The following is a 13,413-nucleotide window of genomic DNA, read 5'->3' as shown; positions in this document are numbered from 1 at the left end:
CGTGACCCGCGTTCTCGACCCCACTCCGCCCGCCGGAGCGCCCCGGCCGCCGTCCGGCTCGGCCGCTCGCCCCGGTGACAAGCGGTCTCGGCTGCTGCGTCGCCGCCCGGCCGGCCTCGGTGCCGTGCCCGTTCCGCCCGCCGCGCCCATCCTGCCGCTCTGGCTCGCCGTGCTCGCGGCAGTCGGCGCCGGCATCACGCTCGACGCGGGGTTCCCCGACAAGAACCTCTGGCCGCTGACGCTCCTCGGCGTGGGAATCGTGCTCGTCGCGCTCGTGGGCCGCAGCTGGGGCGGGGCGCTGCTCGTCGGCCTCGTGGGCGGCGCCACCTTCTGGGGCGTCCACATCATCTGGCTGACGCTCTATCTCGGCCTGGTGCCCTGGCTCGGATTGACGCTGTTCGAGGCGGTCTACTTCGCGCTCGGCGCCATCCTGATCGCCCTCGTCTATCGTCGGGCCGACCGGGTCTGGCCCGGCCGCTGGGGCCGCCTCGGGCTGGTGCCGATCGTCATCGCCGGGCTCTGGACCCTGCGCGAGGGCATCAATGCGATCTTCCCCTACGGCGGCTTCTCCTGGGCGCGGGTCGCGATGTCGCAGTCCGACAGCCCGTTCACCTCGCTGATCGCCTGGGTCGGCATGGCCGGCCTGAGCTTCCTGCTGGTCTGGCTGGTCGCGTTCACCGTGCAGCTCTGCCGTGAGGGGCGCTGGGCGACGGATGCCCTGAGCCGCCCCGCGCGCGTGCTCGCCGCCGTGACGGCCGCGGTCGCCCTCCTCGCGGTGCCGGCCTGGTCGGCGCCCACCTCCGGCACCTCGCGCATCGGGGGTGTGCAGGGCGACTCCGACGCCGGACTGTTCGCCGTGCACGAGCGCGGCGACATCCTGAATGACCATGTCTCGGCGTCGCGCTTCCTCGAGGGGCAGAACCCCGACCTCGTGGTCTGGCCGGAGAACGGCTCCGACATCGACCCGACCACGAACTCCCTCGCGGCCGGCACGCTCGACGCGGTGAGCCGCGAGCTCGGCGACGTGCCGCTCGTGGTGGGCACCATCCAGGTGCGCGGCGACAAGGTCTACAACACCTCGCTGCTCTGGCAGGACGGACAGGCCACCGACCACTACGACAAGCGGCACCCGGTGCCGTTCGCCGAGTGGATGCCCAACCGCGCCTTCTTCCGCAGCCTCGCCCCCGAGCTCGTCGACCTGGTCACCCGCGACTACGAGTTCGGCACGACCGACCTCACCTTCGACATCGAGGGCCTCCGCGCCGGCATCTCGATCTGCTTCGACATCACCGACGACGCCGTGATGCGCGCCATGTCGGACGAGGGCGCCCAGGTCGTGCTGGCGCAGACGAACAACGCCGACTTCGGGCAGACCGACGAGAACCTGCAGCAGCTCGCCATCGCGCGGCTGCGGGCCGTGGAGTTCGGCCGGAGCGTCGTGAACATCTCGACCGTCGGCACTTCGGCGATCATCGGGCCCGACGGGCAGAACATCACCACGATCCCGGCCTACGAGGCGGGGGCGATGATCGCGGACGTGCCGCTGGCCACCGTGGCGACGCCGGCCGCGGTGCTCGGCTTCCAGCTCGAGTGGCTGGTGGGCGGCCTCGGCCTGGCGGGCCTCGTCGTGGCGCTGTGGGCGGGCCGCCGCCGCGCCTGAGCGCTCCCACCGGCGGGCGGGTTCCCGGGCACAGAAACGCCGCCCGGGCTTCTGCCGAGCGGCGTTCGTGCGTGCGGGCGAGGTGCCCGCGGGGTCGCGGGGCTAGGCGCCGATCTTCTGCGTGCCGCGGCGGGCGCGCAGGTACTGCAGGCGCTCCTCGAGCAGCTCCTCGAGCTCGGCGCGCGTGCGCCGTTCGAGCAGCATGTCCCAGTGAGAGCGCGGGATCTTCGCGTCGCTGTGGTCGATGACGACGGGTTCCGAACCCACCATCAGCGTGGCCTCGTGGCTGCAGAACTTGCATTCCCAGCTCTCGGGGGCCTCCGCCTCGGCCGAGAACACCATGTCGGTGTCACGGCCACATGTCGCGCAGCGGTACGTGTACGTCGATCGGGGCGAGAATACGACGCCCTCTTCGCTCTGCAGGCTTTGTGCGCCCAGACGCATTCCGCGCAAACTGCGATCTGCCATTGTGTGGTCTCCTCTCGCGTTGCTTATTCGTTATAACGGCGTGCGAGGCGGAATCCTTTCCGGAGCCGGGTATTGCCAGACGTCTCCCAGTCAAGAGCGCCATTCCCCTTTCGGGGGCCAGTGCAGCTCGGGCGTGTCGGGCGAGCGGATGCACGACCGCCGTCGCTCTCAGCCCGCCGCCCGGCGGCGGAACTCGGCTGCCAGCGGCAGCATCAGGTCGACCCGGTCGGTGACGATGCCGTCGACGCCGCGCCCGAGCAGCAGTCGGGCCTCGTCGACGTCGTTGATCGTCCAGACGTGCACCTCGACGCCTGCGGCCTGCAGTCGCCGCACCGTCCGCGCGGTGACCGTCTCGATCCGCCCGATGCGGCGGGGGATCTGCACCGCGTCGACCCGCCGCAGGAACAGCCGCGCCAGCGGAGTGAGGCCGAGTTTCGCGGCCACCAGCGCGGGGACGAACTCCTGCGCCGACGCCGAGGTCGCGACCCTCGGCAGCAGCACGCTCGCCGAGCGGCGCCGCTTCGCCGAGAACGAGGTCAGCAGCACCCGGTCGTGTGCGCCGGCGGCCTCGATCGCCGCCGCGGCCGGTGCCGCCGCCGCTTCGGCCTTGACGTCGATGTTGAAGCGGCTCGCCGGCAGCGCCACCAGCAGCTCGGCGAGGCTGGAGAAGCGCTGCTCGCCGCCGAGGTCGATGGTGCCGAGCTGCTCGAGGGTCAGGGCGGCGATGTCCTCGTCGCGCCCCGCTATGCGGTCGAGGGTGGGGTCGTGCGCGGCCACCGCGATGCCGTCGGCCGTGGCGTGCACGTCGGTCTCGAGGTACTCCGCCCCGGCGGCGACGGCCGCCTCGAAGGCGGCCAGTGTGTTCTCGGGCGCATCCACGGCGAGCCCGCGGTGAGCGAGCACCCGGGGGAGCGGCCCCGCGAAGTAGCCGCTCCGGGCCGCCGCGCGCCGCTCCGCCCGGCTAGCGCCCGGCCGTGCCGGCATCCCCGGCTTCGCCGCCCGTACCGGTACCGGCGTCGCCCGACTCCCCTGCGGCGTGCGCGCCTGCGCCGCTGCTGTCGCCGGAGCCGATTCCGCCCGTGCCTATGCCGCCCGAGTCGGCACCGCCGAGAGTGCCGCCGCTCGGTGCGCCGCCATCCGGAGTGCCACCACCCGGAGCGCTGTCGCCCGTGCCGCTGCCGTCGCCGATGCCTGCACCGGCGGGGCGACCGGCCGCGGTCGCGTCGGCGGCGCTCCGCGCGGCCGCGGTGGCGTCGCGCACGGCGGCCTGGGCATCCAGCAGCGCCGAGGACACGGTGCCGCCATCCGTCAGCCCGCCGTTCTTCGCCGCCTCGCTCGGGCCTGAGCGCTGACCGCCGCCGACACCGGCCGCGACGGATGCGCCCTTGTCGCCGAACGCCTGACCGATGCCCTTCAGCGCCTCGGTCAGCTCGCTCGGGATGACCCAGAGCTTGTTCGCGCTGCCCTCGGCGAGCTTCGGCAGGGTCTGCAGGTACTGGTAGGCGAGCAGCATGTTGTCGGGCTCGCCGCGGTGGATGGCGCCGAACACGGTGGTGATGGCCTCGGCCTCACCCTGCGCCCGCAGCACCTGCGCCTTGGCGTCACCCTCGGCCCGGAGGATCTGCGACTGCCGCGAACCCTCCGCCTCGAGGATGGCGGACTGCTTCGTTCCCTCGGCCGTGAGGATGACGGCGCGGCGCTCCCGCTCCGCGCGCATCTGCTTCTCCATCGAGTCCTGGATCGACGCCGGCGGGTCGATCGCCTTGAGCTCCACGCGCGACACCCGGATGCCCCACTTGCCGGTCGCCTCGTCGAGCACGATGCGCAGCTGGCCGTTGATCTCGTCGCGGCTGGTGAGCGCCTCCTCGAGGTTCAGGCCACCCACGACGTTGCGGAGGGTGGTGGTGGCGAGCTGCTCGACGGCGCCGAGGTAGTTCGCGATCTCATAGGTCGCCGCCCGCGCATCCGTCACCTGGAAGAAGACGACCGTGTCGATCGAGACCACGAGGTTGTCTTCGGTGATCACCGGCTGGGGCGGGAAGGAGACGACCTGCTCGCGCAGGTCGATCAGCGGCCGCAGCCGGTCGATGAAGGGCACCAGGATGTTCAGGCCGGGCAAGAGGGTCTTGTGGTAACGCCCCAGCCGCTCGACCACGCCGGCCCGCGCCTGGGGGATGATGCGCACGGAGCGTGCCAGCACCACCAGGGCGAAGACGACGACGATCGCGATGACGACGAACAGCACGATCTGACCCACGGTGTCGTTCACGGTGTCGGTTCCTTCCGGTTGCCGGGCGCGAGCCCGTCGGGGGGAGTGAGGGGAGCGGCGGGCGAGGCCGGCACCACCATGGCGGTGGCCCCGTCGATGGCGGTGACGAGCACGCGCTCGCCCCGCTCGAGCTCGCGCTGCTCGACGAGGGGGGAGACCCTCGCGGTCCAGGTGTCTCCGTTGGAGAGCTTGACGTGGCCGGCGGTCGGCGTGAGACGGTCGAGCACGTAGCCCTCGAGGCCGAGCAGGGCGTCGACGTTGCTCTTCGCCGGGTCGCCGCCGCGCTTCAATCGCTTGAGCAGCGGGGGACGGAGTGTCAGCAGGAGCAGCAGCGAGACCGCCGCCGCGACCACGATCTGCGCCCACCACGGAGCGCCGAGCACCCCGGCGATCAGGCCGCCCAGGCTGCCGATGGCGATCATCAGGAAGGTGAACTCGAGGGTGAACATCTCGATCACGATGAACAGCAGGATGAGGCCCAGCCAAACGATCCAGGCATAGCTGTCGAGGAATTCGAGCATCTGCGGTCTCCTCCCGTGTGCGACCTGTGCGGTCTCGATCGGTACCTCCGACGCTATCAGGCGGCGCCGACATCGGGTCGGGTGCACGCCGAGTTGGTAGTCTCGACGGGTTCGCCACCCCGAGTTCCAAGGAGTCCCCGTGTCCAACCCCCTCGCCCCCGGATCGCTCGACGGCAAGCGCGTTCTCGTCACCGGATCGTCCCGCGGCATCGGCGCCGACACCCTCGGCTACTTCGCCGAGGCGGGCGCCTCGGTCGTCATCAACTACCGCAACAAGGAGGCGCGCGCGGTGAAGCTCGCGAACTCCATCCGCGAGAGCGGCGGCACCGCGATCGTCGCCGGGGCCGACCTCACCGACCCCGAGTCGGTCGCCGGCCTGTTCGACCAGGTGCAGGCCGAGCTCGGCGGGCTCGACATCCTGGTGCTGAACGCCTCGGGCGGCATGGAGAGCGGCATGGCCGAGGACTACGCCATGAGCCTGAACCGCGACGCCCAGGTCAGCGTGCTGACCTCGGCGCTGCCGCTGCTCGCCCCCGGCTCGCGCGTCGTGTTCGTCACGAGCCACCAGGCGCACTTCATCCGCACCACGCCGACCATGCCCGAGTACGAGCAGGTCGCCCTCTCCAAGCGCGCCGGCGAGGACGCGCTGCGCGACCTCATCCCGCGCCTGGACGAGGCGGGCGTCGAGTTCGTCGTCGTCTCGGGCGACATGATCGAGGGCACCATCACGGCCACCCTGCTCGAGCGCATGAACCCCGGCGCGATCGGCGCCCGCAAGGAGGCCGCCGGACGCCTCTACAACGTCAGCGAGTTCGCCGCCGAGGTGGCAGCGGCCGCCGTCGAGCCGATCCCGGCCGACCACACCCGCCTCGTCGGCGACGTCAGCGACTTCGAGCAGAACGGGGTCTGAGCGTGGGCGGGGCAGCCGATGCGGCGGTGCCGGCGGGCACGGTCATCCTGAAGTCGCGGGTGCTCGTGACCGACGCCGAGGGTGCGGCCCTGCTGTTCTTCACGAGGGCGGATGCTCCCGCGAACCCCACCCGCTGGCTGACGCCGGGCGGCCATCTCGAACCGGGGGAGACCCACGCCGAGGCGGCCGTGCGCGAGCTGTTCGAGGAGACGGGACTCGTGGTCTCCGAGGCGGAGCTGGGCGACCCCGTGTGGGCGCACGACTTCGTGGGGGAGCCGGCCGAGGGCATCCGCCGCTCGTATCACGAGGAGTGGTATCGGCTGCGCACCGAGCGGTTCGAGCCGGTCGACACCAACTGGACCGACGACGAGCGCGTCGACGTCGAGCAGTGGCGGTGGTTCGCGCCGTCGGAGCTGGCCGCGACGACGGACGCGGTGGAGCCCGCCGGGCTCGCGGCGCTGGTGGCGCGGCTCGCGTAGCCCGGCGGGACGCGGTTCTGCTCGGCGCCTTCGGTGCTCTGCGAACGGTCTTCAGCGTGGCTAGCGCACGGCCTTCGGCGCCTTGCCGAGCGTGATCGCCGTGATGGCGGCGAAGACGCCCGTGATGATCAGGCTGATGCCCGTGAACAGCACCAGGATGCCGATCGACTCCAGCGGCAGGAAGATCACGATGATGCCGGCGACGACCGAGATCACGCCGAGGATCGTGCCGAACCACTGCGAGGAGTCCTTCGCGGTCTCCATCACGGCGAGGGTGCCCTCGATGATCCAGGAGAAGCCGATCACGAAGGCGAGCGCGACCAGCGAGACGACCGGGTTGCGGATGGCGACGACGCCGGCGACGATCAGCAGCACACCGAGGATGATCCCGAGCGCCCGGATGCCGCCCGTCATGCCCGTGCTGACGATGCCCTGCACGATGCGCATGAGGCCGATGATCCAGAAGTAGATCGCGAACAGCAGCGCGATCGTGTAGACGATGGCGTCGGGGTTGTTGAAGGCCAGCACCAGCACGACGATGCCGAGCACGACCGAGAGCACGGCGCGCACCCACAGGCCGATCTTCAGCCATTTCGCGACGCCGCCGCTGATGTCGCCCGGGAAGAGCAGGAAGCCGGTGGGGCCGGCGGTGGTCGGTGCGGTCATGATGATCCCCCTCGTCGATGCGCGCACTCCCGACGCGCCTGCGGCAAATCTAGCGGACCCTTGGCGTGCGATGGGAGTCCCCCGAGAGCCGCATCGTGGGACCCGCCGCTCGTCTACCGTGGACCTGAGCATTCATCAGCTTAGGAGGAACCATGGACATCAGCCCGATTCGGATCCGGACTCTCGGCGCGGCGCCGCTGTTCGCCGTCATGGCACTGGCGCCGGCACTCGCACTGGCGGCCTGTTCCGGCGGGGCCCCGGCGGCGGCTCCGACGCCCGACTCGCCGCTCGCCCCGTACGTCGACGCCCTCTACGGGGGCAGCTCCGACGAGGAGCTGGCGGCCCGGAACGACACCATGCAGAACGCGGCCGCCGCCTGCATGAAGGAGCAGGGCTTCCCGTACCAGCCCGACCCGGGTTCCGGCATCAGCGTGCAGGCCGACGGTGAAGGCGGCGTCGAGTGGGGCACACGCGCGTTCGCCGAGCAGTACGGCTACGGCGTCGTCAGCAACCCGTTCGCCCCGGCGGCCGGAGACGAGGGCACGGAGGTCGTCGATCCCAACGCCGACTACCTCGCCACGTTGAGCGACGGCGAGCGGGCCGCCTGGGAGGCGGCGCTCTACGGCGCGCCGGTGGAAGGGCCGACGGCACCGACCGAGTGGGACTGGACGAAGGCCGGCTGCCTGGGTGCGGCCGCCCACGAGGCCGATCTCGCCGCCGGGGCCGCCTCGGCCGACCCCGAGGCCCAGGGCCTCATCGACGAACTGGACTCCCTGCCCGAGAAGGCGGCGTCGGCGGATGCGGTGGTCGCCGCAGAGAGGCGGTGGAGCGACTGCCTCGCCACGGCCGGGCACCCGGGCTACGCGCACAGGGCCGACCCGATGACCGACTTCTCCGATCGCTACGGCGCCCTCGCCCGGCCCGGCGAACCGCCGGCCGACGGCGCAGCCGGGGCGGATGTCGACCAGGCGGCACTCGACGCCCTGCAGGAGGAGGAGATCGCCGTCGCGGTCGCCGACCTCGACTGCGCGGCGTCGACCGCCTACGACGACCTGCTCGCCGCGGAGCAGCAGCGCCTCGACCAGGAGTTCGTCGACCGGAACCGGGCGGCGCTCGATGCCCTGGTGGCGGCACGTGACCAGCGCTGAGGCGGCTCCGGCGCGCCCGAGGCGAGCCCGCCGGGCCCTGCGCGGGCCGAGACTGGTGCTCATGCTGGCGGCCGTGGCCCTGCTTTCCCTCGTCGCCGGAGTCGCCGTGGCGCGGTTGATCGTGTCTCCCGCCGACCTCGCCGCCCGGGCGACCGCACCCGAGGCCGGGCCGATCCTCGCCCCGGTCGAGGAGCGCGTCATCGAGAACCGGGTCACGGCCCGGGCCGACGTGGGCTTCGCCGACGCCGTCGACGTGACCATCGACACCTCCGGCCTCAGCGGTCCGGCGGTCGTGACGGGTCACGTTCCCGAGGCGGGCGCCGAGATCACCGCCGGGGGAGTCGCCCTCGAGGTCGCCGGACGGCCGGTGCTCGCGCTCCCCGGGGCTCTGCCGGCGTACCGCACCCTGCGAGCGGGCCTGTCCGGGCCCGACGTACTGCAGCTGAAGGCTGCGCTGGCCGGGCTCGGGATCGACGCGGGAGACACGACGTCGTCAGGCTACGACGCGTCGACGGCAGCCGCTGTCGACGAGCTGTACCGCCGGGCGGGCTACGCCCCGCCACCGCCGTCGCCCGAGGTCGACGCGACGCTCCGCTCGGCCCGGGCCGCAGAGCGCGCCGCCGAGGCGGCCGTCGGCCAGGCGCGCGCCGCGCTGGCCCGTGCCGCGTCCCCGGCACCGGCCGCCCAGCAGCTCGAGGCCGAGAACGCCGTGCGGGAGGCGCAGCGCTCGCTCGACGCGGCAGCGGCCTCCGGAGAGCCACAGATCGCCGTCGACCGCCTGCGCGACGAGCTCGCGCTGGCCGTGGCCCGGCGCGACGCCGCGACGACTCCCGGCGACACGGGGGCCGAGAGCTCCGCGGTCGACTCCGCCCTCGAGCAGCTCGCCGACGCCCAGCGGGATCGCGCCGAGGCCGAGACGGATGCCCTGACGGCACTCCCGGCCGCCGAGATCGTCTACCTGCCCACTCTTCCGCGTCGCGTGGACAGCGTGCAGGCCGTCCGCGGCGAGATCGTCAAGGGCTCGACGATGAGCGTCTCCGGAGCCGCCCTCGACCTCGTCGGCACGCTGACCGAGCAGGACGCCGCGCTCGTCAAGCCGGGGATGGCTGCCAGCTACACCGCGGCCGACGGCACCGAGCGCCCGGCCACCGTGACCTCGATCACGTCGAAGAAGCCGGCCGAGGGGTCGAAGGCGGCGAAGTCGTACGAGCTGCGGCTCGATCCGGGCACGCCGGATCCCGACGTCGCCGAGCGACTGCGGGGGAGCAACGTGCGCGTGGACGTCCCCGTCGAGGCCACCTCGGGTGCCGTGCTGGCGGTCCCGGTGGCCGCGCTGAGCGCCGGGCCGGGCGGGGAGAGCCGCGTCGAGCTGGCGGTCGAGCATCCGGATGCCCCACCCACGACCGAGCTCGTGACCGTCACTACCGGGCTCGCCGCCGGTGGCTACGCCGAGGTTCGCAGCGACGACGCCCGACTGAAGGTCGGCGCGAAGGTGGTGGTGGGGCGATGAGCGGCGCGAAGAACCTGATCGAGCTGCGCGGAGTGACGCGAAGCTTCGACGCCGGCGCGCGGTCGCTGGAGGTGCTGCGCGGGGTCGACCTGCAGGTGGAGCACGGCGACTTCGTCGCCATCACCGGATCGTCGGGGGCGGGGAAGTCGACGATGCTGAACATCCTCGGGCTGCTCGACCGGCCGACGTCGGGGGAGTACCTCTTCGACGGACGAGCGACGGCCGGTCTCGGCGATCGGGAGCGGTCGGCGGTGCGCGGGGCGGGCGTGGGGTTCGTCTTCCAGTCGTTCCATCTGCTGTCGGCGCGGACGGTGCGGGAGAACGTGCTGCTCGCGTTCGTCTACGGCGAGACGGGGGAGCGGCCTTCGTCGACCGGGGAGCGGCGGGCATCGGCTGAGGAAGCGCTGCACCGGGTGGGTCTCGGGTCACGGCTGGACGCGCATCCGGGAACCCTGTCGGGCGGCGAGCGGCAGCGCGTCGCCATCGCGCGGGCCATCTGCACCCGTCCGCGGCTGCTGCTCGCCGACGAGCCGACGGGCAACCTCGACCGGCGCAACTCGGATGCGGTGCTCGACCTGATCGAGGAGCTCAACGCGGGCGGGCTGACCGTGGTGGTCATCACGCACGACGAGGCGGTGGCGCGGCGGGCGCGGCGGCACCGGGTGCTCGAGGGCGGGCGGCTGTCGTGAAGGTGCGGCCGGGGGTGCGGCCGGGGGTGCTGCCTCGGGAGCTGCCGAGGGAGCGGCCGAGGCTGGGAGTGCAGCCTCGGGTGCGGCTGTTCGGGGACATCGGGGGAGAGGCGCTGGCGAGCGTCGGCGCCCGCCCCGGCCGGCTGCTGCTCGGCGTGCTCGGCACGGTCGTCGGCATCGCCGCCCTCGTCACGACGATGGGTCTCGGGCAGACCGCGTCGGGTCAGCTGTCCGCCCGCTTCGACGCCGTCGCCGCCACCCACGCCGAGGTCGAACCCGCCACTGCGCCCGGCAGCGACGGCACCGAGCGCCCGGTCGCCACCCTGCACTCCGACGCTCTGTCGCGCATCCGTGATCTGGCGGGCGTCACCGCCGGGGCCCTGCTCGCGCCGGTCGACATCGGTGACCGCGAGATCACGACGGTGCCGGTCACCGACCCGGCCCGCGCACCCATGGCGCCGCCCGCGGTGGTGGCGGCATCCGGTGACCTGCTCGAGGCGGTCGGCGGCCGGCTGCAGCGGGGACGGATGTTCGACAGCGGCCATGAGCGTCGCCACGACCGCGTGGCGGTGCTCGGCGCCGAGGCGGCCGAACAGCTCGGTGTGACCTCGATCGACGCCCGGCCCACCGTGTTCATCGGCGGACACGCGTACGCGGTCATCGGCATCCTCGCGGCGAGCGAGACCCGTCGGTCGCTGAAAGCGGCGGTGATCCTGCCGCTCGGCACCGCGCAGGCGGAGTTCCCGGGCGTCGTGCCGTCGACGCTGGCCCTGGGCGTCCAACTGGGTGCCGGGTCGCTGGTCGCGCGTCAGGTGCCGATCGCACTGGCGCCGTCGTCGCCCGAGCAATTCTCGGTTTCGGCGCCAGGGGAGCCGACGACCTTCCAGACCGGGCTCCAGGGGGATCTCGACCTGATCTTCCTGGCCATCGGGCTCATCACGCTGCTCGCCGGCGCCCTGGGGATCGCCGGCACGACCCTCAGCGGCGTGGCCGAGCGCATCGGCGAGATCGGCCTCCGGCGGGCCCTCGGAGCGACCCGCGGGCAGATCGCGGCGCAGTTCGTCGCCGAGTCGGCGACCGTCGGGTTGCTGGGCGGACTGATGGGATCGGCGGCCGGAGTCTTCGTGGTCGTCGGCGTCTCGCTGGCTCAGGGCTGGACGCCGGTGCTCGACCTCGCACTGACGTTCGGCGCCGTCGCGACCGGCGGCCTCGTCGGCCTGCTGGCGGGTCTCGTGCCGTCGCACCGCGCGGCGCGGACCGAGCCCGCCGACGCCCTCAGATCGACCCCGACCTGACCACTCACGTTGCGCTGATAATGCACATTATGTCAAGTCAAGCTCTGATGGATCACCGATCTCGTATTCGTCTGGAACCTAGCCGGCCGTCGACGTGCGCGATGCCGCACGGTCGACGGCGAGCTGCCGATAGTCCCTGTAGGCCTCCACGAAATCGGCGTACTCGTCCGTCCCCGGCTCGGCGTCGCCGATTCGGGCGGCGAGACGAACGAGCTGCTCGTGCTCCTCGTCGCTGACGATGGCGAGGAGATGTCGGAGGTCGATTCGGGGGCCCTGGGTGATGGGCATGGCGATCCTTAAGTGCTCGGCCGGCATTTTTGCATTCGGACAGGCCGAACGCAGCGGGGCCTGGGCGGTGCGCGTCGTGCGGATCGAGTGTCCCACCGGCACGATGACGGACGCGAGCCCCCGTGCGGGTGTCCGCCGGAGCTCGCGACTCCCTTGGCCGCTAGAAGGATGCGGGCGCTCGGCCGATCTGGACGAGCTGCCGCTCGGGCAGAGCGCAGCAGCTTCCGCCGATCGCGGTCCCGGTGGAGTCGAACAGGCCCGCTCCCCCGCACACGCCCGTGTCGGGCAGCACCAGCTCCACGCGCGCGGCAGCCTCGTGGTCGCCGGCCAGCTCCGCGACCACCGAGCGGACCTGCTCGTAGCCGGTCATCGCGAGGAACGTCGGGGCGCGCCCGTACGACTTGGCGCCGACGAGGTAGAAGTCGGGTTCGGGCTGGGCGAGGTCGCGGGCTCCGGTCGCGGCGACGGATCCGCAGGAGTGCAGGTTGGGGTCGACCTCGGCCGCGATCCGCACCGGCGCCTGCAACGTCGCGTCCAACTCCAGTCGCAGCTCCGACAGGAACGACAGATCGGGCCGGAACCCGGTCAGCACCGCCACGTGATCGGCGGGTGCGAGGGTGCGGCCGTCTTCGCCGGTCAGAAGCACCTGGTCGCCGTGACGGGCGATCTTCTCGACCCGGAACCCGGTCACCATGTCGATGAGGCCGGTGTCGACGAACTCTTTCGCGGTGATGCCGAGCTGGCCGCGGGCGGGCAGCTCATCAGCCACTCCCCCACCGAAGGTGTTCCCGACGGTGCCGCGGCGCAGTACCCAGGTGACCTTCGTCGCCGGGTCACGGCGCGCGATCCGGCCGAGCGCGATCACGGCCGTCACGGCCGAGTGCCCGGAGCCGACGACGACACTGTGTCTGCCCTCGTACTTCGTTCGGGCTCGGTAGTCGGGGATGCGGTAGTCCAGCAGCTCCGCGGCCGCACGCTCCCCGAGCGCGGGCAGACCGTCGGCGCCGGCGGGGTTCGGCGTCGACCAGGTGCCGGATGCGTCGATCACCGCGCGCGCATCCACTCGGTATTCGGCGCCATCCGCAGCGTCGATGTGGACGGTAAAGGGCTGCTCGGCGCGGCCCGCGTCGACAAGGCGGTCGCGGCCACGGCGAGAGACACCGACGACGCGCGAACCGTAGCGGATGCGGTCACCCAGCTCGGCGGCGAGCGGGGCGAGATAGCGGCTGATCCACTGCGCACCCGTCGGGTAGCCGGTCGGGGGCCTTTCCCAGCCGGTGGGCTCGAGCATCCGGGCGGCGGCCTGGTCGACCAGTTCGCCCCATTCGGAGAACAGTCGCACGTGGCCCCACTGGGCCACCGCGGCCGCGGCGCTCTCGCCGGCCTCGAGCACCAGCACCGGCTGCTCGCGCTCGACCAGGTGCGCGGCTGCAGCCAGCCCCTGCGGGCCGGCACCGATCACGACGACGGGTAGCTCGTTCTCCACCGTTTCACTCCTCACACATCGACA

General features: G+C 72.5%; 14 protein-coding genes. 7 read left to right on the top strand and 7 right to left on the bottom strand.

Going from position 1 to position 13,413, the window contains the following annotated elements; genetic code table 11:
• Window position 1: 1 nt before the first annotated feature.
• Window positions 2-1,660 (top strand): apolipoprotein N-acyltransferase, encoded by a 1,659-nt coding sequence (gene lnt / locus BJ984_RS12690; RefSeq protein WP_271206564.1) that lies wholly within the window; start codon window positions 2-4, stop codon window positions 1,658-1,660.
• A gap of 102 nt (window positions 1,661-1,762) precedes the next feature.
• Here lnt and BJ984_RS12685 read toward each other — a convergent pair whose 3' ends face one another.
• From BJ984_RS12685 to BJ984_RS12670, 4 genes are all read right to left on the bottom strand, one after another.
• A complete protein-coding gene (locus tag BJ984_RS12685; RefSeq protein ID WP_173180937.1) occupies window positions 1,763-2,128 on the bottom strand; it encodes an RNA polymerase-binding protein RbpA in 366 nt (121 codons plus the stop codon).
• A 168-nt stretch (window positions 2,129-2,296) separates the two neighbouring features.
• Window positions 2,297-3,031, bottom strand: a complete 735-nt coding sequence (locus BJ984_RS12680) for a glycerophosphodiester phosphodiesterase family protein (RefSeq protein WP_338074434.1) — start codon at window positions 3,029-3,031, stop codon at window positions 2,297-2,299.
• A 58-nt stretch (window positions 3,032-3,089) separates the two neighbouring features.
• Complete coding sequence (locus BJ984_RS12675) at window positions 3,090-4,397, bottom strand: SPFH domain-containing protein (protein ID WP_271206565.1); 1,308 nt, start codon at window positions 4,395-4,397, stop codon at window positions 3,090-3,092.
• A complete protein-coding gene (locus BJ984_RS12670; RefSeq protein ID WP_179548333.1) occupies window positions 4,394-4,918 on the bottom strand; it encodes an NfeD family protein in 525 nt (174 codons plus the stop codon). Before BJ984_RS12670 ends, BJ984_RS12675 begins: the two co-directional genes overlap by 4 nt.
• A gap of 139 nt (window positions 4,919-5,057) precedes the next feature.
• Here BJ984_RS12670 and BJ984_RS12665 point away from each other — a divergent pair, with 139 nt between their 5' ends.
• On the top strand, window positions 5,058-5,828 hold the full coding sequence (locus tag BJ984_RS12665) for an SDR family oxidoreductase (RefSeq protein ID WP_179548332.1): 771 nt from the start codon (window positions 5,058-5,060) through the stop codon (window positions 5,826-5,828).
• A gap of 2 nt (window positions 5,829-5,830) precedes the next feature.
• Complete coding sequence (locus BJ984_RS12660) at window positions 5,831-6,307, top strand: NUDIX hydrolase (protein WP_271206566.1); 477 nt, start codon at window positions 5,831-5,833, stop codon at window positions 6,305-6,307.
• A gap of 60 nt (window positions 6,308-6,367) precedes the next feature.
• Here the strand turns inward: BJ984_RS12660 and BJ984_RS12655 are convergent, their stop codons facing one another.
• Window positions 6,368-6,973: an HdeD family acid-resistance protein gene (locus BJ984_RS12655; protein ID WP_179548331.1), complete on the bottom strand. Its 606-nt coding sequence runs from the start codon at window positions 6,971-6,973 to the stop codon at window positions 6,368-6,370.
• Window positions 6,974-7,125: 152 nt separating this feature from the next.
• Between BJ984_RS12655 and BJ984_RS12650 the strand changes: the two genes are divergently transcribed.
• From BJ984_RS12650 to BJ984_RS12635, 4 genes are all read left to right on the top strand, one after another.
• Window positions 7,126-8,121: a hypothetical protein gene (locus tag BJ984_RS12650; protein ID WP_179548330.1), complete on the top strand. Its 996-nt coding sequence runs from the start codon at window positions 7,126-7,128 to the stop codon at window positions 8,119-8,121.
• Window positions 8,122-8,182: 61 nt separating this feature from the next.
• Window positions 8,183-9,631 (top strand): efflux RND transporter periplasmic adaptor subunit, encoded by a 1,449-nt coding sequence (locus tag BJ984_RS12645; RefSeq protein ID WP_179548329.1) that lies wholly within the window; start codon window positions 8,183-8,185, stop codon window positions 9,629-9,631.
• Window positions 9,628-10,320: an ABC transporter ATP-binding protein gene (locus BJ984_RS12640; RefSeq protein ID WP_179548328.1), complete on the top strand. Its 693-nt coding sequence runs from the start codon at window positions 9,628-9,630 to the stop codon at window positions 10,318-10,320. Before BJ984_RS12645 ends, BJ984_RS12640 begins: the two co-directional genes overlap by 4 nt.
• A gap of 68 nt (window positions 10,321-10,388) precedes the next feature.
• Window positions 10,389-11,615 carry an ABC transporter permease gene (locus BJ984_RS12635; RefSeq protein WP_271206567.1) on the top strand — a complete coding sequence of 409 codons (1,227 nt, stop codon included), beginning with the start codon at window positions 10,389-10,391 and terminating at the stop codon, window positions 11,613-11,615.
• Window positions 11,616-11,693: 78 nt separating this feature from the next.
• Here BJ984_RS12635 and BJ984_RS12630 read toward each other — a convergent pair whose 3' ends face one another.
• Both BJ984_RS12630 and BJ984_RS12625 read right to left on the bottom strand, forming a co-directional pair.
• Window positions 11,694-11,903, bottom strand: coding sequence for a hypothetical protein (locus BJ984_RS12630; RefSeq protein WP_179548327.1), 210 nt, complete (start codon window positions 11,901-11,903; stop codon window positions 11,694-11,696).
• Between the two features lie 160 nt (window positions 11,904-12,063).
• Window positions 12,064-13,389 (bottom strand): NAD(P)-binding domain-containing protein, encoded by a 1,326-nt coding sequence (locus BJ984_RS12625; RefSeq protein ID WP_179548326.1) that lies wholly within the window; start codon window positions 13,387-13,389, stop codon window positions 12,064-12,066.
• Window positions 13,390-13,413 lie beyond the last annotated feature (24 nt).

It is taken from the genome of Herbiconiux flava (assembly GCF_013409865.1).
Taxonomy (GTDB): Bacteria; Actinomycetota; Actinomycetes; order Actinomycetales; family Microbacteriaceae; genus Herbiconiux; species Herbiconiux flava.
Note: the sequence above shows the minus strand (reverse complement) of the source record. Positions and strands in the feature narration are given on the sequence as shown.